The following is a 24,884-nucleotide window of genomic DNA, read 5'->3' on the forward strand; positions in this document are numbered from 1 at the left end:
ACGTCATCAGGGTGCTTAAGCTTTTGTGATGAGTAATGCTGACGCAGAAGGCTCTAGAGCCAAGCACCACCAGGGTAAGGAAGCCGGGAATGGATGCGCCGCCTGAACATAGTGAATGTTGGGGTGAGTCCCGCGATAAAAAAATAACGTATCGATTGCTATCGGTGATTGCGGTGGCCTTGCTGCAGTCGCTGTCTCATATTCCATGAGGGGACCACAGATGAAAAAAATCAGCTGCACCAACGGGCTTTACCAACGGTTTGGCTTGTCACGTATCATTCAGGCGGCCGCTTTCGGCACCAGCCTGACACTCCTTCCGCTCAGCCAGGCGATGGCACAGTCGCTTCCATCCGATATGGCGATACCAGGCTCAGCCAATCTGCAAGAGACTGTTCAGCAGGCGATCACCCAGAATCCCGAAGTCAACGCCGCGTTCCGCGCCTTTAATGCGGCAGGTTACGACAGGGATGAAGCCTGGGGCGGTTATCTGCCAAGCGTGGATGCCACCGCTGGTGTGGGCCGAGAGTCTGTCGAAGGTGATGGCCGCGGTAGCTATGACACCGACTACATGCAACTCGAACTGACTCAAATGGTTTATGACGGCTTCGCCACTGCCGGTCGGGTAGAACAGTTGGATCGGGCGGAGTTAGTACGCTATTACGAACTGCTGGGCGCCAGTGAAACCGTTGCCCTGGAAGCGACCAGGGCCTACGCGGATGTGCTGCGCTATCGTGAGCTTGTTCGCCTGGCACAGGATAACTACCGCCAGCACATGCGCGTCTATGACCAGATCGAAGAGCGCGCGCTCTCCGGCGCAGGCCGCGGGGTAGATCTTGAGCAAATTACCGGCCGCGTCGCACTGGCCGAATCCAACTTGCTGACCGAAGCCTCTAATCTGCACGATGTCTCGGCGCGCTATAACCGCATCGTCGGTGACCTGCCGGTAGAAAACCTGGCCCCCACGCCGGAACTCTCGGGTGAGCTACCCAGCTCGGTGCAAGAGGCAGTCAACCTGGCCTTTGAAGGCAACCCTGACTTCCACGCCGCGATTGAAGACATCGCCGCATCTCGTGCTGAAAAAGACATCGCGGAAGCAGGCTTCCATCCGCGGGTGGATATCGTTGGGCGCACTGGCAATAATAACGATGACTCGTCAGCAATCGGTCGTCGTGACCAAAGCAGCATCGAACTGGTTGCCAGCATGAACCTGTATCGGGGTGGGTCAGATTTGGCCTCATTCCGTGCAGCGAGCGAGCGTATCGAGGAGGCCGTTGAAAATCGCGAGCTGGCCTGTCGCAACGTTCGTCAAACGACCCAGATCGCCTACGGCGATACCCAAAGGCTGCGCGAGCAGATGCGCTATCTTAACCAGCATCGTCAATCCATTGACCGTGTACGCGGCGCCTACCAGCAGCAGTTCGATATCGGCGAGCGCACCTTGCTCGACGTGCTGGATAGCGAAAACGAGTTCTTTGAAGCCAGCCGGGCCTACGTTAACGCCCAGTACGATGTCGCCATTGCCGACGCCGAAACGCTGGCCTCAATGGGCCACCTAATGCGCACGCTGGACGTATCGCGCGCCGACATGCCGAGCCTTTCAGACCTGGATAGCGATGGCGTCGAGATTGATGCCGAGGCTATCTGCCCGACTCAAGCGCCTGCCAATTACACGCTGGAGGATCTGGTGGGTAGTACCGATAATGGTACGTCTTCGGATGTCAGTATAGCGCGCTCATTTGATGAGAAAAGCGCCGTTGACACGCTTTCGGTTACTGACGCGTCAGACACAACCACGAAGCTTCCTTCAGCATTCACGGATGAGGCCGTTAACGCCACCCCAACGAATGCAAGTTCTTTTCTTCAGGTAGCGGCCCTGACTAACCAAGACTCGGCCGTAGCGTTACAAGAAGAACTTGCAAATCAGCTGAACACACCCACCCGTGTCGTTAACAGTGGAGGTTTTTACCGTGTTCAGGTAGGCACTACCGCTGATGCAGAACCAGGCTTTCGTCGCCAGTTGAGCGATATGGGGTATGATGAAGCGTTTCCTGTCAGCAGTTAAGTAAGAGCAGGGCGCTGCAGATTGTTTCGCGTTCTTTCTATTTCGTCATAGAAATAAGAGCGCGAGACAATACCGCTGGGCGCACTAATCTGAACAGGCCGCATTTATGAGTTGGGGTATGTGTGTCTAACGAAAAAGACGTAGCATCAGACGAACCATCCAATCGAACCGATACAGACGAGCTTCTGGAATGTTTGATCGCTGTGGCATCCATTCATCACCACGATGCCACACGAGAAGCGCTTATTGCCGGTCTCCCGCTTGAGGAAGGCAGGCTGACACCTGGGGTGCTGGGGCGTGCGGCGGCGCGTGCTGACCTGACGGCTAGGCTGGCCAAATCACGCCTTTCGCAGCTCAACCCCGCCCTGTTTCCAGCTATTTTGCTGCTGGAGTCCGGGCGTGCCTGTGTGCTGCTCAACCTGGACCTTAAAAATGGCCAGGCGGAAGTCATTTTCCCTGAGCTTGGCGAGGCTAGCTCCATTGTCAGCCTGGCTGGTTTGCAAGACGCCTACAGTGGCCAAACGGCCTATGTGAGGCCGAAATACCGCTTTGATGCGCGTGGCCCCGAGGTTAAAAAGCAGCGCTCGCGGCACTGGTTTTGGGGTGTCATCCGCGAAAACCGCAAGCTTTACCGTGATGTGTTGATCGGCTCGGCGGTCATCAACCTGTTTGCCGTTGCCATGCCCCTGTTCGTGATGAACGTTTACGACCGGGTGGTCCCCAACGCGGCCACCGAGACGCTTTGGGTGCTCGCCGTCGGCATCTTCATCGTGCTGTGTTTCGATCTGGCGCTGCGTTTGATGCGCAACGCCTTTGTAGACCTGGCCGCCAGCCGTGCCGATGTGAAGCTGACATCGAGCATCATGTCACGCGTGCTCGGCATGCGCATGGAAGCCAAACCGGCGTCGACAGGCTCATTTACCGCCACACTGCAATCCTTTGAATCCGTGCGGGCGTTTATTGGCTCTGCCACGATCGTCGCGCTTGTGGACCTGCCCTTTGTCATTCTGTTTGCCGCGATTATCGCGCTGATTGGCGTGCCACTGGTGATACCCATTGTGGTCGGGGCAGTGTTCGTTTTGCTTTATGCACTGGCCGCGCAAAGCAAGCTGCACGAACTCTCCGAAACCACCTGGCGTATCGGCGCCCAACGCAATGCCACCCTGGTGGAAGCCGTCGGCAACCTGGAAACCGTCAAGACGCTGCGCAGTGAAAGCCGCTTGCAAGGCATGTGGGAGCGCGCGTCAGCGTTTCTTTCTCGCACGGCGGCTCAGTTACGTCTAGTTAGCTCGTCCGTTACCAGTGTGGCGCTATGGACACAGCATACGGTGGCGGTGGCGATCATCATTATCGGTGTCTACATGATCATCGAAGGCGACTTGACCCAGGGCGGGCTGATTGCCGCTTACCTGTTATCTTCCCGGGCGATGGCGCCAATCAGCCAGGCGGCAGGGTTGATGTCCCAATACCACCAGTCCTCCACGGCGCTTGAGTCACTCAATGAGGTGATGGACAAGCCCACCGAGCGCGTTGAAGGCAAAGCCTATATCAACCGCCCCGTGGTGCACGGTGATATCAAATTCGACGGCGTCAGCCTGAGCTACCCAGAGGCGGAGCGCAGTGCGCTCAACGACGTCAGCTTCCGTCTCAAGCCGGGGGAAAAGGTCGCCTTGATTGGTCGTATCGGTTCGGGTAAATCAACCCTCAGCAAACTTTTGCTGGCGCTTTACCAGCCCACGGGCGGTGCCATCTTCCTGGATGATGTCGATATACGTCAGTTCGATCCCATGCAACTGCGGCGACATATCGGCTACGTGCCCCAGGATATCGCGCTGTTTTTCGGCACCCTGCGCGAGAACATCGTCGCTGGCGGTGGCAGCGAAGGCGTTGACGACGAAGCGCTGCTTGAAGCCATCAGGTTGAGCGGCCTTGAGTCACTGGTGAAGTCTCACCCTCATGGTCTCGACCTGCCGGTGGGTGAGGGCGGCAATATGCTTTCCGGCGGTCAGCGTCAATCGGTGGCCATTGCGCGTGCCTTGGTGAATAGCCCGAGCGTGCTGCTGCTCGACGAACCCACCAGCGCGATGGACCACGCCAGCGAAGAAGTGCTGAAGAAAAACCTGACGCGTTTCAGCCAAGAAAAAACCATGGTGATCGTTACCCACCGCACGTCGCTACTTTCGCTTGTCGACCGCATTATCGTGATGGACGCGGGCAAAATCGTTGCCGATGGCCCGCGCGAGCAAGTCGTCGAAGCCTTGCGTAAAGGCCAGGTCGGGAGGGCCAGCTAATGGCGAAAAAGCGTAAATCCGCCGAACAGCAAGGCTTTGAAGCGCTTGGGCGGTTCAGCGAAAAGGGCGGCAAACCCTTCCGCCCGTTCATGGACCGGTTGTTTTCCAAGCGCGTCACGTCGGCCCATATAAGCCGAGACTGGGCAAGCGATGCCGATTGGGCGCGCATGCAGCAGGACCCGCTCCGCGCACGCGGATTTCTCTACGGCATCGTACTGGCCATCATCGCGCTGATTGTCTGGGCTTCCTTTGCGGAAATTGACGAAGTCACCCGTGGCCAGGGCCGCGTCATCCCCGCCCAGCAGCTGCAACGCGTTCAGTCATTCGACGGCGGCGTGGTCGAGGAAATCCTCGTCCAGGAAGGTGAAATGGTCGAGGCGGGCGAGGTCGTCATGCGCATCGACCCGACGCGCTTTGTCTCCGATTTTCGTGAAAATCGGGTCCAGGCCCAAGCGTTACGCGCACGAGCAGAGCGTCTTCGTGCCCTGGTGACGGATTCCGCCTTCTCGCCCGACGACGACCTGCTGGCCGAAGCGCCACTCGCTGTTTCCCAAGAGCGTGAAGCTTATCAAAGTAGTCTGTACGAGCTGAGCCAGCAGGAAGCCGTTATTCGCGACCGGATCCGCCAACGGGAAGCCGAGTTGCTTGAAGCAAAACTACGGCGTGATACCGCTAGCCGTGAGTTGCAAATGGCCAGTGAAGAACTTCAGCTTACGCGGCCCTTGCTGTCCTCCGGTGCTGTATCGGAAGTCGAAGTGCTGCGTCTGGAGCGCGAAGTGTCCCGCAACCGCGGCGAGCGCGACCAGGCCAATGCGGCCATTGAGCGCCTTGAAGCGGCCGTCGAAGAAAGCGAATCGCAGCTGCGCGAATTGGGCGCTGAACGGCGTAGCCAGTGGCGCAACGACCTGTCCGATACGCTAAGTGAAATTTCAGCGCTCAATGAAGGCAGTTCAGGGCTGCAGAATCGCGTCCAGCTCGCCGACATTCGCTCGCCGGTAAAAGGGATCGTGCAAACCCTGCATATCACAACCATTGGTGGCGTTGCCCAAGCCGGGCAGGAAGTGGTCGATATTATTCCCACCGATGACCGGCTACTGGTCGAGGCGCGCATCGCACCCCAGGACATTGCCTTCCTGAGCCCGGGGCAGGAGGCAACCGTCAAACTGACGGCCTACGACTATTCCCAATATGGCGGTTTAAAAGCCGAGCTTGAAAACATCAGTGCCGACACGATTACCGATGACGATGACAACACCTTCTATCGCGTCAAAGTACGTACCGAACAGGGTGAGATCAATAACGAAGACATGGATATCATTCCCGGCATGACGGCCCAGGTGGATATCATGACCGGCAAGCGCACGGTGATGGAGTTTCTCCTGAAACCCGTCCTGCGCGCGTGGAATAATTCATTAGGGGAACGCTGATGAACCACCTTTTTGTCACGCAAGACCAGGCGTTGATGCCCCGCTGGCAAGCCGCCTTTGCCGAGGCGAGATGCGTTACTGCCGAGCAGGCCGAGGCACAGGCGGATGCTGACACCCTGGTGTGGGTGTTGAAAGAAGAGCATGCCTCTGACGGGCCTTCACTTGTGCGCCGCCTGGCTCAGCGTGCCACCGTTGTGGTGCTCTCGATGATGCCGGAAAACAGCGCGGCGATGGACGCGCTGCAACAAGGCGCAAGAGGCTATGCCCACGCTCTGAGCCCCGCCGATACGTTGAAACAAATCGCCATGGTGGTAATGAATCAGGGTATTTGGGTGCCGGCTGACCTGATGGCACAAGTCATGGGTAGTACCTGGCGGCTTCTTAATGGCGACGAACAGGTTCAGTCATCGGTGCTGGAAGCGCTGACCCAACGCGAGCGCGAAGTCGCGTTGGCAGTGGCCAAGGGTGCCAGCAATAAAGTCGTGGCCCGAGAGCTCGATATCACGGAAAGAACCGTTAAAGCTCACTTGACCGCCATCTTCGCCAAGCTCGATATCCATGACCGGTTACAGCTGATTATCAAGCTGACCGGCAAAGGCGCATCAGCAAAGGCAAACGAGACCCCCAGTTACTCCACCTCAAAGTAGTCAGCCAGTAGCAAGCGGCGATGACCTCTTTGGGGGATAGCAAGGTGTCAGCCTTGACGCTCAGCTATTTGCCTTTCTACTGCCGCTGAGGTGTGCTTAACGTCACGCCAGCATGTAGGAAATCCCTACCCATTTAGTACCCCCTTCCTGTACCACGGTCCAATACTAAGCTTCCCCAGCCTGGTCTAGTGTAACTATCAATATAAAACCTTATTTCTGTTGTTAGAGGATGACACCTATGAGCATTGCAACTGTCGTTACCATTACCGGTCAGGCCTGGGCACGCGATCCTGACGGTAACTTACGCGAACTGGCCATCGGCGATGTTCTTCAGGAAGGCGAAACGCTCGTCACCTCTACCAACGGCAGTGTACAGCTTGATTTTGACGACGGACTGCCGCCGACACTGATCGGCGGCAACGAAGAAGTCGCGATCACCAACGACGTGGATGCAGAAAACGCACCCACCGAAGAAGAAACCGTCGCCCAGGACGGAGAAGTAGAAGCGCTCCTCTCCGCACTGGAAGAAGAGGACGGTGACCTGCTTGATTTGCTTGAAGCGACAGCCGCAGGCGGTGGTGCTGCCGGCGGTGGTGGCGGCGGTGGCGCCGACTTCGTCCAGCTCGCGCGCATCGAAGAATCCGTTCAAGGCTTGCAGTTTGATTATGCTGGTGGTGTGGATGGTGGCCCGCCCGCGGTTGAGTTTGCCGAAGCGCCGGTAGAGGACGACGCAGCGGCCGAAGATGATGAGCCTGACTCCGATCCTATTGATATTTCGTCAATTACATTAAGTGTTGATGATGCCGGCACTATCAACGAAGGTGGCGTTGCTACCTTTAACGTCACGCTGGGCAACGCGGTTGACAACGTCACCACGCTGACCTTCAGTCTGGACGGCGCTATCGAAGCCGACGACGTGGGCACCCCGACGGCCACCATCGGCGGCACCGCGGTTGACGTGGTCGCCAATGACGACGGCAGCTTCAGCTTCGAGGTGCCTGCGGGCACCACGGACGGCATCGCGATCAGCGTGCCGACCAACGACGACGCCGTCTTCGAAGGGCAGGAAGCGTTCACCCTGACCGCCACCCTGAGTGGGGCGACCGCGGCGGGCAACGCCCTGCCGACCGGCATTACCGATGACGGTGCGGCCACCATCGTGGACGACGGCACGGGCACGCCGGACGAGCCCGAAACGCTTCCCGATAACGACATCCCCACCCTGACCGTCAGCGATGCCGGCACCATCGACGAAGGCGACGCCGCCACGTTCGATGTCACGCTGGGCAACGCAGTCGACAACGTCACCACGCTGACCTTCAGCCTGGACGGCGCTATCGAAGCCGACGACGTGGGCACACCGACGGCCACCATCGGCGGCACGGCAGTTGACGTGGTCGCCAATGACGACGGCAGCTTCAGCTTCGAGGTGCCTGCGGGCACCACGGACGGCATCGCGATAAGTGTGCCGACCAACGACGACGCCGTCTTCGAAGGGCAGGAAGCGTTCACCCTGACCGCCACCCTGAGTGGGGCGACCGCGGCGGGCAACGCTCTGCCGACCGGCATTACCGATGACGGTACAGCCACCATCGTTGATGACGGCAGCGGCCCCGGCGAGACCCCGGACAACGACACCCCGACGATCGAAGTCACCGGTGGCGGCGTGGTGAACGAAGGCGGCACGGCCACCTTCGGGGTCACCCTCAGCAACGCCCTTGAAGCCGACCACGACCTCACCATCGACACCGTGCTTGGCAACGCCGAAGCCGGCGACCTGGGCGCCATGACCGTCAGCTACGACGACGCCGACGGCAACACCCAGACCCTCACCGCCAATGCCAATGGCAGCTACACCGTGCCGGCCGGGATTACCGCGCTGAGCGTCAGTGTTGAGACCACCCAGGACGAGGTCTACGAAGGCGAAGAAACGTTCAGTCTCACGGCGGGCTCTGCGCTGGTCGGTAACGACAGTGCCGACGCCACCATCGTGGATGACGGCAGCGGCCCCGGCGAGACCCCGGACAACGACACCCCGACGATCGAAGTCACCGGTGGCGGCGTGGTGAACGAAGGCGGCACGGCCACCTTCGGGGTCACCCTCAGCAACGCCCTTGAAGCCGACCACGACCTCACCATCGACACCGTGCTTGGCAACGCCGAAGCCGGCGACCTGGGCGCCATGACCGTCAGCTACGACGACGCCGACGGCAACACCCAGACCCTCACCGCGAATGCCAATGGCAGCTACACCGTGCCGGCCGGGATTACCGCGCTGAGCGTCAGTGTTGAGACCACCCAGGACGAGGTCTACGAAGGCGAAGAAACGTTCAGTCTCACGGCGGGCTCTGCGCTGGTCGGTAACGACAGTGCCGACGCCACCATCGTGGATGACGGCAGCGGCCCCGGCGAGACCCCGGACAACGACACCCCGACGATCGAAGTCACCGGTGGCGGCGTGGTGAACGAAGGCGGCACGGCCACCTTCGGGGTCACCCTCAGCAACGCCCTTGAAGCCGACCACGACCTCACCATCGACACCGTGCTTGGCAATGCCGAAGCCGGCGACCTGGGCGCCATGACCGTCAGCTACGACGACGCTGACGGCAACACCCAGACCCTCACCGCCAATGCCAATGGCAGCTACACCGTGCCGGCCGGGATTACCGCGCTGAGCGTCAGTGTTGAGACCACCCAGGACGAGGTCTACGAAGGCGAAGAAACGTTCAGTCTCACGGCGGGCTCTGCGCTGGTCGGTAACGACAGTGCCGACGCCACCATCGTGGATGACGGCAGCGGCCCCGGCGAGACCCCGGACAACGACACCCCGACGATCGAAGTCACCGGTGGCGGCGTGGTGAACGAAGGCGGCACGGCCACCTTCGGGGTCACCCTCAGCAACGCCCTTGAAGCCGACCACGACCTCACCATCGACACCGTGCTTGGCAATGCCGAAGCCGGCGACCTGGGCGCCATGACCGTCAGCTACGACGACGCCGACGGCAACACCCAGACCCTCACCGCCAATGCCAATGGCAGCTACACCGTGCCGGCCGGCATCACCGCGCTGAGCGTCAGTGTTGAGACCACCCAGGACGAGGTCTACGAAGGCGAAGAAACGTTCAGTCTCACGGCGGGCTCTGCGCTGGTCGGTAACGACAGTGCCGACGCCACCATCGTGGATGACGGCAGCGGCCCCGGCGAGACCCCGGACAACGACACCCCGACGATCGAAGTCACCGGTGGCGGCGTGGTGAACGAAGGCGGCACGGCCACCTTCGGGGTCACCCTCAGCAATGCCCTTGAAGCCGACCACGACCTCACCATCGACACCGTGCTTGGCAATGCCGAAGCCGGCGACCTGGGCGCCATGACCGTCAGCTACGACGACGCTGACGGCAACACCCAGACCCTCACCGCCAATGCCAATGGCAGCTACACCGTGCCGGCCGGCATCACCGCGCTGAGCGTCAGTGTTGAGACCACCCAGGACGAGGTCTACGAAGGCGAAGAAACGTTCAGTCTCACGGCGGGCTCTGCGCTGGTCGGTAACGACAGTGCCGACGCCACCATCGTGGATGACGGCAGCGGCCCCGGCGAGACCCCGGACAACGACACCCCGACGATCGAAGTCACCGGTGGCGGCGTGGTGAACGAAGGCGGCACGGCCACCTTCGGGGTCACCCTCAGCAACGCCCTTGAAGCCGACCACGACCTCACCATCGACACCGTGCTTGGCAATGCCGAAGCCGGCGACCTGGGCGCCATGACCGTCAGCTACGACGACGCCGACGGCAACACCCAGACCCTCACCGCCAATGCCAATGGCAGCTACACTGTGCCGGCCGGCATCACCGCGCTGAGCGTCAGTGTTGAGACCACCCAGGACGAGGTCTACGAAGGCGAAGAAACGTTCAGTCTCACGGCGGGCTCTGCGCTGGTCGGTAACGACAGTGCCGACGCCACCATCGTGGACGTCGAGGACATGAACAATCCTCCTGATGCCCAGGACGACACCAACGAAGTCGCTTTCGACGAAACCCTCAACGTAGGTGAAGACGGTGGCGTGCTATCCAACGATACGGACCCTGACGACGATACGCTGACGGTCACCGAAGTCGAAGGTAGTGCCGCGAACGTCGGGTCAGCCATCCAGGGGCAGTTCGGCACGCTGACGCTGAACAGCGACGGCAGCTATGATTATGTCTCCAACCAACCTCAGCCCGTGCTTTACGGTTTCGTTGAAGGAGACAACAACCTTCAGGGCAATCTGTTGAACAGCTTCACGCTGGACACGGATGCGCTTCAGCGTGTTCAGGTAACCGCCAATAAAGGGGTTGGTGTCACAGGTAGCGATGATGGCCGCCCGGTACCCGAGCAGATCAACGATAACGGCGAAGTCATGGTCGCCGATATGGGCGACAGCATTGAAGGGGCAGGCTTCTCCTTCGGCGTCTCTAACTTGTTTAATAACGAAAGCGGCGGTGAAAGCGGCGCCTGGTACACCTATAACGAAGCGGGCGAATTGGTCGGCAGCGGTACCTTTGGCCCCGATGATGTCGCTTACCAAAACGGTAGCAATAATGTCGGTAGAGTGAATGTCTCTGCAGAAGACGCTGGTGACTTCCGTTACATCGCCTTTGAAGGCCTCGCTTACGAAAACAGCAATGTAAGCAGTGATGGTGGTGACTACTTCCTCACCGATATCACGCTTCAGGAAAGCTTTGACTACACAATCACGGATGGTGAAGGCGGCTCTGACAGCGCAACGCTGACCGTGGATTCCACCAGCAATCTGGCGGGCTACGAAATCCCGCTGACCCTCGACGGTAACCAAGCGGCGTTGGTTGACGAAGATGGCCTGGACAACGGTATTGCCGGTGGCCCTGGCGATCGCGAAGGCCAAGGCGACGATGAAAGCACTTTCACCGGCAAGATCGGTGTGGCAGGTGCTGAGTCGCTCGACTTTGCTGGCATGAACGGCCAGACCGCCACGGTAGGGCAGGAGCAGGTAAGTTACGGCTGGGCGAATGGCGTACTAACCGCCACCATCAGTGCCAGCCCGGCAGAGGGTCGTGAAGGCGAAGCCCTGTTTACCGTTGAGCTTGATGACGCAGGCAACTATACCGTCACACTGCTGGAAAATGTACTCCACGATACCCTCGATGGTGAAGCGGGCGACAACACTGAAAATGATGCCAGCGTGGCGCTTGAGTACACGGCCCAAAATGCCGATGGCGAAACTCAGAGCGGCACGCTGACGCTCGACTTCAATGACGACACCCCGACCGTAGAAGAAGCCGATACGGTTGCCGTCACTAATGAAGGTATTCCCAACATCTACGTGGGTAATGTCGACTTTACCGGCAACAACGGCAGTCAGTCACAGTTCAGCTTTGCCGATGGCAACGTTGTAGTAACGGGCAAGGGCTTTGAAAGTGCCAATGACCTTGATCTGGTCGACGCAGACGTAAACCAGTCTGGCCAAGGCCTTGGTGTGGATAGCGATGCGTCCCCTTATCACAATCTCGATAATGAGGTCGATTTCCGCAAGACGGCTGACGATGAAGCCTCTGAAACGCTAACGATCGCGCTGCAAAACGGTCAAGTTGCCTATGGCGCCAATATTGAATTCGCCAAAATGTTTGACGGTTCAGAGGAAGAAACCGGCATAGCCGAGTTCTACCGCGATGGAGAGCTGATTTCTACCCAGTCGTTTAGTTCAGATGCCGATGGCGGTAATTATGCGGACAACTTCCAGGTAAAAGACGGCGGTTTCGATACCATCGTTCTGAAAGCCGATGACAATGGCAATGGCCCGAACCAAAACGACAACAGCGACTTTACCGTCTCGTCAATCGAGTTTACCGGCTCTACCGGCGCGCCGATTGGCTACGCGAAAAGCTCGCTTGACGTCAATTACGGCGCCGATGGCCCTGGCAGCCTCGCGTTGACAGGCCTGGCGAGTGAGGTTGCCCTGAAAGACGGCACCCCGATCACTGATATTGATACCAGTGACAACGCCATTGTGGCGCGTGATGATAGCGGTGAACTGGTTTTCCAGCTTCAGCTAACGCCCGCTACGGGGCAGTGGGAATTCTTCCAGTACCAGCAATTGGCCAGTGAAAATGTCGCCGTTGGCTACCAGATAACCGATGCTGATGGTGACAGCGTTAATGGAAGCTTTGCACTGGCAGCAATGGCCAATAATGCGCCTGAGTCTACAGATGACGAAGTAGCCACCAACGAAGATGAGGTGCTGATACTGAGCCAAAGCGACTTTGGCGAGTTCAGTGATGCTGATAGTGAAGATCAGCTAGCAGCTATCAGAATCGATACCTTACCTGACGCCAATGCCGGCGTATTAACGCTAAACGGCGAAACCGTCCAGGAAGGCGACGAAATTAGCACAGCCGCAATTGATAATGGCGAGTTGCAATTTAAGCCTGCCACTAACAGTGATACAGATACGGCATTGAAATTTAGCGTATCGGATGGATTCGCGTGGTCAGAGGCAAGTTATACCTTGACACTAAATGTTGATGCGGTTGCCAACGCGCCGACTGTCTCACTTGGTCTCGCCGAATCATCGCCAAATAATGTATCCACTATTGTTTACAGTGGGTATTCAGCAAAAGCATTCAATGGCAATAATTTCCATAGTGGCAACTTGAGTCAAGGGAACGCTAGTCTTAAGTGGAATTCAGAGAATGAGCAGGTTATCGAGACAGCTCAAGGCTTAGGCGTGCAGAAGAACGCCCATGAAAGTGAGCCTGGGGTCGATGATAACGAGACCCTGTTACTTGACCTGGCAGCCACCACGACCAGTGCAACGTTTGCACTCAATATGCCGGTCGGATCAGGTGCGATTAGCGGCAGTTATTCGCTCTTCAACTCAGAGGGCAACCAAGTTGGGCAGCCTGTAGACATTTCACTTGCTACCAATGGAACGCTTACCATTCAGAGTGATACAGCCTTCCAGTACGTAGCGTTTGAAGGGCATAGCAGTGGAAACGGTGGCAGCGACAGTGGCTACCTGGTGGATCCTCAAAGCCTGCTGTTGAATGGTAATGCTGTTGATATTTCCCAGGCTGGACTTGGAGAAGACGTTACAGAAACTGTGGCTGGGTCCTACGACCACATCTTTGATCTATCGGCGAGCCTTCAGGATCAAGATGGCAGTGAGACGCTAAGTCTGATCATTGATGGATTACCAGAAGGTGCGACGCTGGATCAGGGGGAACCCAACGACGATGGCAGTTGGACGCTAACGGTAGATGGCCAGCAATTTAATGGCCAGGTAACCGTTACCGCACCTGCAGCTGCGGATAGCTTTACATTAACCGCCATAGCAGTGGCCACCGAGAGCAATCCTGGCACGAGTGACAAGACAGTAGCCAAAGAGCAAGCGGAAGCAACCGATACGGCCGAGGTTCAGCTTTTCACAACCGCCAGCGATGAACAAGCGCTGACGTCTGATGGCAGCCTGGTAGGAAACCTCCTGGATAACGTCGACTTCGGTTCGGACGGCCAAGGCGAAAACGGTGGCCTCAAGTCTATGAAGGTCGGCGATACGTCTTACACGCCCGATGGGAACGGTGACATCACCATTAACAACGTGCTGGGTGGCACGCTTAACGCCAACCTCAACACCGGTGAGTATTCGCTGACCGGTGCAGTTGTAGGCACCGCCACCCTGCAAGTCATGGCTGAAGATACCGATGGCGATGAAGTTGCTTTCGACTTCGACATTACCAGTGCGGGTAATAGCACCACGACGGAAATCGATGATTTTAATGGAAGCGGCGATGGCTGGAAGTACCAGGGTGAAGGTGCTTTTGTGACTAATGGACAAGTGACGGTTGAAACTTACTCTTCAATTTTCAAAAAGTTTTCTGGCTTTGAACCCGGTGAAACTGTTGAGATTAGATTCGACGCGATGACATCAACTGGCTGGGAAAACAGTGATTATTCCTGGGGAGACAGCTTTACCGTCGATGTGAATGGTGAAAATAAAGTCCAGCAAAAGGGCAGTTTCGACGGCAAGATTAATTTCGAGGCTACAGCCGATGAAATCGGCGATATTGAGTTGGCAATAGGTAATAAAAGCTCTGCATGGGGTGAGAATCTCTACATCGACAACGTAGAGCTGACTAGTGGTTCGTCGGTTGGCAGCATTCTGGTAGGCGATGACGACAGCGCCGAACAGTTCGTGCTGGATGACAGTAACGATGATTCCACCATCAGTAATTTCGATGTAGAAAACGACGTGCTGGATCTTTCCGACCTGCTTGATGATGGCGATACAGGAACAATGGATGACTATTTCGTTACCGCCAGCGATGAAGGTAGTAATGTGAATATCGAGATCACTCAGAAGAGCGGCGAGGGTGGCAGCAAAAATGTAACCTTGAAGGATGTCTCTGCCGCAGATCTGGGTGTCACCTCGGGTGAAGATTTCACTCACTTGATTCAGGACGGCAAACTCGATATCGAGTAAGCCAGACTGCCCTAAGTGGCCCCGCTCGGTACCGCCGAGCGGGGCCTTTTGTTAGGCTAATTGGTATTCATCTATCACGGCAGCTTGCTGCCACTGGGAGCGCCACCACCATGTACGTCAACCGCGACACCCAAGGCGAGATCAGCCAGGTCAGCCGAACCGCCAGCGATCACTGCAAGGAGTACGTCTCGCCTGAATCGGCGGAGCTACAGCGTTTTATCAACGCTGAAACCCACGAGGCCGCGCTGCTCAGGCAGTCGGATATGGAGTTCGTGCGGGTACTGGAAGACGTGATCACCCTCTTGATGGATAAGGGTATCATCCGCTTTACCGACCTGCCCGAAAAAGCCCAGCAAAAGCTCCTGGACAGGCAGTCGTTGCGTAAACGCGTCAACGACGTAGGTCTGATCAGTGACGACGACAGCGACGTCATCTAACCGTCGCTAATGACGTTAATCAGCGGCATATCCTTGCCGCTGATCTACCGTTAATCTTCTTACCTCTTACCTCTTACCTCTTACCTCTTCCAGCTTCCAGCTTAAGGCGCTTTAACGCCAGGCCCGGTCACCGCATCAAGCCCCAGATCAAACAGGGTCTCGGCTTCTTCAGGGCGTTTAACGCCTTCAGCGATGGCTAGAATGCCCAGCGAGTGGGCCAGGGTGGCCATGCCGCGCAGGATGGTTTGCTGGTCAAATGCTTGGTCGACGCCGCTGACCAGGCTGGCATCGAACTTGAGGAACGCAAGCCCCAGGTCGTGAAGATCGGCGAGGCGGGTGAACTCGCTGCCCACGTGTTCCAGACCAATCCGCACGCCGGTGTGTTGCAGCTCGCGGCACAATAGCCGGAAGCTTGCCAGGTCATGCAGTGCGGTACTTTCGGGTAACTCGATCCACAGCTTGCGGGCCGCGTCGGGAGCGCGCTCAAGCCGTTGGCGCAGCGCCTTGATAAACGCCATGTCACTGACCGCGCGGCCGGAAAGGTTGATGCCCAGCGGCAGCTGGTCGCTCTCGATAATGGACAGAGCACGCTCGGCGACGGCCAGGTCCAGTTTGTCTTCCAACTGCAGGCGCGCCACCCAAGGCATGAACAAGCCCGCACTCCGCCATTCACCTTCAAGCTCCAGGCGCGAGGGTGCCTCAAAATGCACCACTTCCTGGCGAGCATTGACGACCGGGAAGCGGGCCAGCGCAACGCCAGCGTCCATCGACTGGATCAGCGCCGAGCGCCACGCATCATGGGTCGTGTAGAGCGGCAAGCGCGCATCGCCTGAGGCAACTACCAGCGCCATATCGCCACGGCCCTCGGCATCGGCGAGTGCGCCATCCAGCGCTGCAAGCCGTTGAGAAGGCGTATCGCCGTGAGTGTATTCCGTCAGCGCGGCGGGGAGCCGTAGCGGTTCGCCGACGGCATCGCGCAACAGCGTCAGCTGATGCTTGAGGCTTTCGCTGACGTGTTCGATATCCTGAGCGCCATGTACCACCAGCAAAAAGTCACTGCCGTTCAAGCGGCCCACTTCACCGCCGCCCAGCTCATTGGCCAATTGTGCAAGATGGTTCACCAGCGCCCGCAATGCATTGTCTGTGGCCTGGCGGCCGAGGCGTTCGTTGACCTCGGGCAGGTCATCCAGCCGCACCATGATCAATACACCGCTGGCCCGTTGGGAATCGCTGTTCAGGTTGCGCTGCAAGTGCTCCAGCAGAGTTGTGCGGTTCGATGCCCCAGTGGTGGCATCTTCCTGCAAGCGGCGGCGCAACTGGTCAAGCTTGCCGGTTTCTTCGCTGAGCATGGTATGCACCGCCCCGGAGAGCGTGTTCATCGCCTGCACCACTTCGCGAAGCTCGAGCGTGCGCGGCTCATTGGAGGTGGTAAAGCGGCGCGCGCTGATGCTGCGTGCCTGGCTAACCACTTGAAGCAACGGCCGACGGATGGTGCGCACAATCCACCAGGCCAGCAACAGGCTGATGGCACCCACCAGAGCAAACCAGACGGTCATTTTCAGCGTGCTTTGCCACAGCGAGCGGTAGGCGTAGTCGTGCTGGCTCGCCAGGGTCAGGGTGCCGTACTGGCTCCAGCCGTCCTGCACCACCGCCTGGCCAGGGGAAACATCCAGGCGCACCAGGTCAACAAACCAGCCGGGCACGCCGTCGTCCAGCGGCTCGGCTTCACGGCGCTGCATGACGTCGCCTTCCGGCGAGCGCAGTTCAATGAAACGGTAATGCCCGGTATCAAACTGCGCGGATAGCAGCAGCTCAATGCTGACGTCATCTTTTTCCATCTGGGTCATGGAAAGCGCCAGGGCATTGGCGTTGTCGGCATTCTTGATTTGTACTTCCTGCTCAACGTACTCCCGCGTGGACGTCACGCTCACCGCCAGACTGCCCACGAACGCCAGCAGCAGTATCAGGATGACCGTCAGCCAAAGCTGCTTGATGAGAGACATATCCTATCCTCTTATATAAATCCTTGGTCGCGCATGCGGTTAACCACGCTTTGCCAGCGTGAAAGCCGCGCGAGTGGGTCAGCCCGTGACTCCTGCGAGCCCCCGGCCCACAAGCCGCTGCTGTTGAAACTGAATACGGGGTCCAGATCGTCCCGTTCCGAGGCCGGTCGAATGGAAGGGATGATATTATCCAGCACTAGCGGCTCAGACGCCGGCGTTTGATAGTACCCCAGCACCATGTGCGCCTGGCTTTGCTGGGAACGGCCAATCCGCGCCCGTACGTAAATCATGCGCAATTTGTTGCCCGGCACGCCCAGTTCCTTGAGCGTGATGTATTTGGCAATCGAGTAATCTTCGCAGTCACCTTCGCGCTTGCCCAGCATTTCCAGTGGGGAGGCCCAGTAATCTTCCTGGCCCCAGATGGAAATGTCATCCCGCCAGCGTACCTTGCGGTTGAAGAAGTCATTCACCTCGCGCATCTGGTCGCCAAGCCTGGCGCCTCGCAACCGCTCGATCATGGCCAGCCACTCATCGATCAGCGCCACGCCCGAGGCACCGTGCGCCTGCTGCATCTTCTGGCGGATCCGCTCCGGGTTAAACGCCGAAGCCGTCGACGGGGCGCCAATCATCAGGCACAGCAACCCCGCGCCCAGCCCCGAAAGCAACTGCCGCCGCGATACCCTCACGTTACCTGGCCATCCAGGGTTGAGCGAGATAGAAACCTGTTTCGATGATGTACGAGCTAATGGTGGTGTCCTTAGAGTGCCTTGTAAAAAGCAGTGCTTTGTAAAAGCTTCTCAACAGATATCGACAAAAGACGGTGTGACTTTATCGCTCAATCATCTCTTCCAGCTTCTCCCACACGGTTTCGAAAATAATTGGCTGGGCCTCCGCGGTGGGGTGGATGCCGTCGTTCTGCATCAAGGCATCGTCGGTGGCTACGCCTTCCAGTAAAAACGGCACCAACGCGACGTCGTATTCTTCTGCAAGGTTGTCGTAAACGCTGGTAAACGCATCGCGGTAGGCGGCGCCGTAGTTGGGGGGAATATCAATGCCCAGCAGCAATACCTCGGCATCCGCGGCCTGGCTGGCTTCGATCATGGTCGCCAGGTTGGCCTGCATTTGCTGTGGCGGAAGGCCGCGCAGGCCGTCATTGCCGCCCAACTCCAGCAGAACAATATCCGGCTCATGCTGTCCTAACAAGTCATCGAAACGCTGCACACCACCCGACGTGGTTTCACCGCTGATGCTTGCGTTGACGACGGTTGTCTCCTCTTGCAGGCGCTGTTCAAGCAAGGCCACCCAGCTTTCATCGCGCTCAATGTTATACGCCGCGCTCAGGCTATCGCCCATGACCAACAGGGTGGGGGCCGAGCCTGCGTCCGAGTCGACCGACTCAGCGTTGACTGGCGATGCGACCAGGGTGGCTATCAGCACCCCCAGCCACAGGGTTAGTATGCGGTAATGTTCTCGCCATGCGACTTTTTGCCATGCTATAAGGATGCCACGCTTCATGTCTTACTCCTCTGCTGATTCCCCTGAGCCCACCGCCAAGGCGGGTGGCCAACGCGTGCTTCATGCCGAACGCTTGACCAAAAGTGTCACCAGTGGCGAACGCACGCTGACCATCTTACACGACCTTTCGTTGAGCGTGGCAGCCGGAGAAAGCGTGGCCATTCTGGGCAAAAGCGGGGCGGGCAAATCCACCTTGCTGGGCCTGCTGGCAGGGCTCGATACCCCCACCGACGGCGAGCTCAACCTGTTCGGCCATCCGCTCAGCCGCCTGGATGAAGATGGCCGCGCCTCGTTGCGCGCGGGCCGCGTCGGCTTTGTGTTCCAGAATTTTCAACTGCTGCCAACGCTAAGCGCGCTGGAAAACGTGCTGTTGCCGCTGGAACTCTCGCCCCGCGCCGGAGAAACCGACACCGCCGCCCAGTGGCTGACCCGCGTGGGCCTGGGAGAACGCCAGGGCCACCTGCCCAAACAGCTCTCCGGCGGCGAGCAGCAGCGTGTGGCGATCGCCCGGGCATTTGTCACCGACCCGGAGCTGGTCTTCGCCGACGAACCCACCGGCAACCTTGACCCGGACACCGGCGCACAAATCATCGACCTGCTATTCGACCTCAACCATCAGGCGGGCACCACGCTGATTCTGGTCACCCACGACCACGCCCTGGCCCGCCGTTGCGACCGCTGCCTGCGGCTGATCGACGGCCGTCTTGATGCCTTCGATCCCCACACCCTTGCCAGCGATACCCTTGAGAGCGAAGAGGCCAAGACATGAGCAACCTTAACGCTCGGCTGGCCCTGCGTAGCCTGAAGCGCGACCTGCGCGCCGCCGACGTGCGCGCGCTGTTCGTGGCGCTCATGCTGGCCGTGGCCGCCTCCACCATGATCGCGTTTTTCCTCGACCGGTTGGACCGGGGCCTGGAACGCCAGGCCAGCCAGATGCTCGGCGGCGATGTGGTGCTGGAACAGCGCGACCCGTTCAGCGAAGAACTGCGCACCCGACTGGAAGACGCCGGGTTTGCCCTGAGCGACCAGGTCGATCTCGTCTCGATGATCAGCCGCGGTGACCGCTTCCAGCCCGCCAGCCTCAAGGCCGTGGACGATACCTACCCGCATTACGGCAGCTCGCGGGTGGATCTGGGCAATGGCATCGAACAAGTGGCCTCCGGCCCGGCCGCGGGTGAAGCCTGGGCCGACCCACGCCTGGCCCAGCTGATCGACATCGAGATTGGCGACAGCGTTCAGGTGGGCCAAGCGGAGCTGACCATCAGCGGGATTATCGAACGCGAGGCCGACCAGTCCGGCGGCTTCGGCAGCTTCAACCCACGGCTGATGCTCAACACCGCCGACCTGGACGCCACCGGCCTGGTACAGCAAGGGTCACGGGTCGAGTTTGAAATCCTCGCCGCCGGGCCGCCCCAGGCGCTGGATGCCGTGCAGGGCCTGCTCGACGATTTGCGTCGCGAAGGCGTTGAAGTCAGCGACGTGCGCGTCGACCAGCCTCAATTAGGCAATGCCCTGGAACGCGCTGAAAGCTACCTGGGCCTTGCCGGGCTGGCCGCCGTGCTGCTGGCAGGCGTGGCGGTGGCCATGTCCACCCGCCGCTATGTCGAGCGCCACCTGGACACCGCCGCGCTGCTGCGCTGTTTCGGGGCCAGCCAACACCAATTGGTGGTGATCTTCTCGATTCAACTCCTGGGCCTGGCCCTGGTCGCCTCATTGATTGGCGCCGTGTTGGGACTGGCCGGGCAGGCGCTGTTGCTGTGGCTGCTGGCCAGCTTCCTGCCGATGACGCTACCGCCCCCCGGCATCATGCCGCTCGGCCTGGGCGTGTTGACGGCCTTCGCGGTGCTGGTCGGCTTTGCCGGGCCCACGCTGCTGCGCATCAAGCGCGTAAGCGCCCTCAAGGTACTGCGCCGCGAGCTGGACCCGCTGCCACCCTCCGCATGGCTGGTGGTCGGCGTGGCCAGCCTGGTGTTTGGCGGCCTGCTGTGGCTGTATTCAGGCAGTCTGCCGCTGGCACTGGCGTTGTTGGTCGGCGGCGCGGCCTTGCTTGGCGTGCTGTGGGGCATCAGCATGCTCCTGCTGAATGGCGTATTGCGCGGGGTACAGGCGCTCTCGGGCAAAGGCCCCTGGTCTCAGGCGCTGCGCCTGGGCGGGCGCCAGTTGGGGCGGCGTCGGCAGGCCGGGCTCGGCCAGCTGATGGCGTTTTCGGTGACCTTCTTCGCCATGGCGATGATTGTCCTGGTACGCGGCGACCTGCTCAACACCTGGCAGAACCAACTGCCCGACGACACGCCCAACTACTTCGCGATCAACATTCAGCCCAGCGAGCGCGACGACTTCGAAGACGTCGTCAGCCCGCGCGCCGAAGCGCAAAGTGAACTCTACCCCATGGTGCGTGGCCGGGTGATCTCGATCAACGACCAGGACCCACGTGAAGCGGTACGCCCCGACGCCCGCGGCGACAACTCCCTGCGCCGCGAGCTCAACCTCACCTGGCAGGCCGAGGTGCCTGAAGGCAACGAGATCGTCGCAGGGGAATGGTTTGCAAGCGAAGAGGGCGCCGATCAACCGCAAGGCTGGATGAGCGAGGTAGACGCCACGGCGCAATCCGCGCCGGTGCCCATTTCCGTGGAAGACGGCCTGGCCGAACGGCTCGGGCTGACGCTGGGCGACCAGATCACCTTCGCCGTGGGGAGCGATGAAATCACTACTGAGATCACCAGCCTGCGCAGCCTCAACTGGGATACCTTCCGGCCCAATTTCTTCGTGATCTTCCCGCCGGATGTGCTGGAATCGTTCGGCCACAGCTATATCACCGCCTTCTACCTGCCGGAAGACGAGCAGGGCCTGATCAATCAACTGGTGCGGGACTTCCCCGGCGTCTCGCTGCTTAACGTCGAGGCGATTCTGGGGCAGGTGCGTGATGTGCTGACCCAGGTCACCCGCGCGGTCGAACTGGTGCTGATACTCGTGCTGATGGCCGGGGTGAGCGTGCTCTACGCCGCACTGACCGCCAGTCGACCGGTGCGTGCCCACGAAAGCGGCCTGCTGCGCGTGTTCGGGGCAGGGCAGACGATGATCTCGCGGGTGCAAGGCGCCGAGTTCGCGCTGCTCGGGTTTGCCAGCGGGCTACTCGGCGCGGCCCTGGCCGAACTGGCCACCGCCGTGCTGTATCTCTACCTGCTGGATTTACCACCCCGGCCGCACCCCGGGCTATGGCTCGCAATGCCCATCGGCGGCGCGCTACTCATCGGCGTAATCGGCCACAGCCTCTCCCGCAGCCTGCGCCAACAAGCCCCCGCGGCAAGTTTAGGGTTATTGGGGGAGGCGTAGCACCCAGCCTCCCACCCTACGCCACATGAGCGCGATTCATCTGCATCCTGATGCGGATTCGATGAAACTCGCGCTCGGCTGAGGTATCATGGGCGCCTACTCTTTCATGACCGCCCCTTCGTACGAGGTTCTCCGCCGATGTTCAGCCGCGATATGACAATTGCCGGATTTGATGATGTGCTTTATGACGCCATGCAGAAAGAAGTGGCCCGCCAGGAAGCCCACATCGAGCTAATCGCTTCCGAAAACTACGCAAGCCCCCGCGTACTGGAAGCCCAGGGCAGCCAGCTGACCAACAAATACGCCGAAGGCTACCCCGGCAAGCGCTACTACGGCGGCTGTGAATTCGTCGACATCGCCGAAAACCTCGCTATCGATTATGCCAAAGATCTGTTCGGCGCGACCTACGTCAACGTGCAGCCGCACTCCGGCTCCCAGGCCAACAGCGCCGTGTTCCAGGCGCTGGTCAAGCCGGGCGACACCATTCTGGGCATGAGCCTGGACGCCGGTGGCCACCTGACCCACGGCGCCAAGCCGAACTTCTCCGGCAAGCACTACAACGCCATCCAGTACGGCCTCAACGAGCAAGGGCTGATCGACTACGACCAGGTCGCTAATCTGGCTCGCGAGCACAAGCCCAAAATGATCATTGCAGGCTTCTCCGCCTACTCGCAAATTGTCGACTGGGCCAGGTTCCGCGAGATCGCCGACGAAGTGGGTGCTTACCTACTGGTGGATATGGCCCACGTCTCCGGCCTGGTCGCAGCGGGCGTTTACCCAAGCCCCTTGCCCCACGCCCACGTGGTCACCTCCACCACGCACAAGACCCTGCGCGGCCCGCGTAGCGGCGTGATTCTCTCCGCCGAAAACGACGCGGATATCGAGAAAAAACTGCAATCCGCCGTCTTCCCCGGCGGCCAGGGCGGCCCGTTGATGCACGTCATCGCCGCCAAGGCCATCTGCTTCAAGGAAGCCATGGCGCCCGAGTTCAAGACCTACCAGCAGCAAGTGGTCAAGAACGCCCAGGCAATGGCGGGCGTGTTTATCGAGCGCGGCTACGACATCGTCTCCGGCGGCACCGAAGATCACCTCTTCCTGCTCTCGTTGATCAAACAGGGTGTGACCGGCAAAGACGCCGACGCCGCCCTCGGCCGTGCGCACATCACCGTCAACAAGAACGCCGTGCCCAACGACCCGCAAAGCCCGTTCGTCACCTCCGGCCTGCGCATTGGCACGCCCGCCGTGACCACGCGCGGTTTTGGTGAAAAAGAGTGCAGCGACCTGGCCGGCTGGATCTGCGACATCCTCGACGTACTCGCTGACGGCTCCGACACCGCCGCCATCGAAGCCGAGGTCAAAGCCAAAGCCGCCGCGGTATGCGACAAGTTCCCGGTTTATAAGTAAGCCATCACCTGATCGCCCAATTCATTGGGCGATCAGGCCACCTACCATAAGTCACCCTCGGTGGCTTGATCCTTCTGATCGCGCGATGAATTGCGTTCCCTGTTGTGTTCCTTGACCACGACCCAATACTTCTGGATGTGCTCAGGTTCTCGAAACTCGCTGTGATAAACTTCAGTTATCCAGCAAGGAGCGCCTATGGCCAGCCACATTCACAGCCGTCACGACCACAGTTACAAGCTGCTTTTCTCACATCCCGAGATGGTTAAAGACCTGCTCACCGGGTTCGTGAAAGAGGCCTGGGTGGAACAGATCGATTTCTCGACGCTCGAAAAAGTAAGCGGTTCTTACATTACCGACGAGCTACGCGACCGCGAGGACGACATTATCTGGCGCGTGCGCTGGGGCGATGGCTGGCTCTACGTTTATCTTTTGCTGGAATTTCAATCCAGTGAAGACAAGCACATGGCCGTGAGGATAATGAGCTACCTGGGGCTGCTTTATCAGGATCTGATTCGGCAAAAAGCCTTTGCCCCCAGTGGTAAGCTGCCTCCCGTTTTGCCCGTGGTGCTCTACAATGGAGAAGAACGCTGGACAGCGGCACAAAATGTGGCTGATCTGGTCGAATGGGTACCGGGCGGGTTAGAGCGCTACCGTCCTAATCTCGAGTACCTACTGTTGGACGAAGGCGCCATCGTTAACGACCCTGAATGGTCGGATAGAATGCGCAACGTAGCCGCCGCGCTCTTCCGGTTGGAGCACAACCGCGACGAGCAAGACATGCTGGACGTGTTGGGCAGTCTGGTAGAATGGCTTAAAGCCTCAGAGCAGACGGCGTTGCGTCGAGCATTTGTGGTATGGATACGCCGAGTACTGCTGCCTAACCGGGCGCCCGAGATGGAGTTGCCCGAGTTCAACGACTTACATGAGCTACATGAGGTACATCACATGTTGGCAGAACGCATTAAGCAATGGCCGGAACGCTGGGAAGAAAAAGGACGTTTGGAAGGTCGCCAAGAAGGTCGCCAAGAAGGTCGCCTCGATGAAGCGCGCGATAACCTTCGCTCGCTAGTGAAGCTTAAATTTAGCGACGTGCCCTCATGGGTAGAAGCTCGGATTGAACAGGCGGAGCATGATCAGCTTAAAACCTGGATGCGCGATACGCTGTTTGCGGAACATCTGAGCGACATATTCAAGTAAGCTCCCTGCCACGTGGTGAAAACGCTTGGCTTGGCGTGATCGCTGGTCGATAAAGGGCCGTATGAGTG

Annotated in this window: 13 protein-coding genes; 10 read left to right on the forward strand and 3 right to left on the reverse strand. The window is 59.2% G+C overall.

Features of this window, described 5'->3' with window-relative positions:
• The first annotated feature begins 220 nt into the window (after positions 1-220).
• The 6 genes from HXW73_RS05015 (at position 221) to HXW73_RS05040 (ending at position 15,364) form a co-directional block, all read left to right on the forward strand.
• On the forward strand, positions 221-2,062 hold the full coding sequence (locus tag HXW73_RS05015; RefSeq protein WP_186255180.1) for a TolC family outer membrane protein: 1,842 nt from the start codon (positions 221-223) through the stop codon (positions 2,060-2,062).
• A 122-nt stretch (positions 2,063-2,184) separates the two neighbouring features.
• Complete coding sequence (locus HXW73_RS05020) at positions 2,185-4,353, forward strand: type I secretion system permease/ATPase (RefSeq protein WP_186255181.1); 2,169 nt, start codon at positions 2,185-2,187, stop codon at positions 4,351-4,353.
• Positions 4,353-5,780 (forward strand): HlyD family type I secretion periplasmic adaptor subunit, encoded by a 1,428-nt coding sequence (locus HXW73_RS05025; RefSeq protein ID WP_186255182.1) that lies wholly within the window; start codon positions 4,353-4,355, stop codon positions 5,778-5,780. The genes HXW73_RS05020 and HXW73_RS05025 overlap by 1 nt, the downstream gene beginning before the upstream one ends.
• On the forward strand, positions 5,780-6,427 hold the full coding sequence (locus HXW73_RS05030; RefSeq protein ID WP_186255183.1) for a response regulator transcription factor: 648 nt from the start codon (positions 5,780-5,782) through the stop codon (positions 6,425-6,427). The genes HXW73_RS05025 and HXW73_RS05030 overlap by 1 nt, the downstream gene beginning before the upstream one ends.
• A 238-nt stretch (positions 6,428-6,665) precedes the next feature.
• Positions 6,666-14,927, forward strand: a complete 8,262-nt coding sequence (locus HXW73_RS05035; protein ID WP_186255184.1) for a retention module-containing protein — start codon at positions 6,666-6,668, stop codon at positions 14,925-14,927.
• Positions 14,928-15,037: 110 nt separating this feature from the next.
• Entirely contained in the window at positions 15,038-15,364 is a 327-nt protein-coding gene (locus tag HXW73_RS05040; protein ID WP_186255185.1) for a tryptophan synthase subunit beta like protein, read from the forward strand.
• A 101-nt stretch (positions 15,365-15,465) separates the two neighbouring features.
• On the opposite strand, the gene HXW73_RS05045 is transcribed toward HXW73_RS05040, so the two are convergent.
• The 3 genes from HXW73_RS05045 to HXW73_RS05055 form a co-directional block, all read right to left on the reverse strand.
• Positions 15,466-17,367 (reverse strand): EAL domain-containing protein, encoded by a 1,902-nt coding sequence (locus tag HXW73_RS05045; RefSeq protein WP_186255186.1) that lies wholly within the window; start codon positions 17,365-17,367, stop codon positions 15,466-15,468.
• A gap of 11 nt (positions 17,368-17,378) precedes the next feature.
• The gene (locus HXW73_RS05050; RefSeq protein ID WP_186255915.1) at positions 17,379-17,996 is read right to left on the reverse strand and encodes a transglutaminase-like cysteine peptidase; all 618 of its coding nucleotides are present in this window, start codon (positions 17,994-17,996) and stop codon (positions 17,379-17,381) included.
• Positions 17,997-18,195: 199 nt separating this feature from the next.
• Positions 18,196-18,882, reverse strand: a complete 687-nt coding sequence (locus tag HXW73_RS05055) for an arylesterase (protein WP_186255187.1) — start codon at positions 18,880-18,882, stop codon at positions 18,196-18,198.
• Here HXW73_RS05055 and HXW73_RS05060 point away from each other — a divergent pair.
• The 4 genes from HXW73_RS05060 to HXW73_RS05075 all read left to right on the forward strand — a co-directional run bounded on the left by HXW73_RS05060 (position 18,881) and on the right by HXW73_RS05075 (position 24,816).
• Entirely contained in the window at positions 18,881-19,651 is a 771-nt protein-coding gene (locus tag HXW73_RS05060; protein WP_186255188.1) for an ABC transporter ATP-binding protein, read from the forward strand. The two genes, HXW73_RS05055 and HXW73_RS05060, sit on opposite strands and share 2 nt — an antisense overlap.
• Positions 19,648-22,215: an ABC transporter permease gene (locus HXW73_RS05065; RefSeq protein WP_186255189.1), complete on the forward strand. Its 2,568-nt coding sequence runs from the start codon at positions 19,648-19,650 to the stop codon at positions 22,213-22,215. The genes HXW73_RS05060 and HXW73_RS05065 overlap by 4 nt, the downstream gene beginning before the upstream one ends.
• Before the next feature lie 138 nt (positions 22,216-22,353).
• Positions 22,354-23,619, forward strand: coding sequence for a serine hydroxymethyltransferase (gene glyA, locus HXW73_RS05070; RefSeq protein WP_186255190.1), 1,266 nt, complete (start codon positions 22,354-22,356; stop codon positions 23,617-23,619).
• Positions 23,620-23,814: 195 nt separating this feature from the next.
• Positions 23,815-24,816 carry an Rpn family recombination-promoting nuclease/putative transposase gene (locus tag HXW73_RS05075; protein WP_186255191.1) on the forward strand — a complete coding sequence of 334 codons (1,002 nt, stop codon included), beginning with the start codon at positions 23,815-23,817 and terminating at the stop codon, positions 24,814-24,816.
• Positions 24,817-24,884: the final 68 nt, after the last annotated feature.

Origin of the sequence: Halomonas sp. SH5A2 (assembly GCF_014263395.1) — a bacterium.
Taxonomy (GTDB): Bacteria; Pseudomonadota; Gammaproteobacteria; order Pseudomonadales; family Halomonadaceae; genus Vreelandella.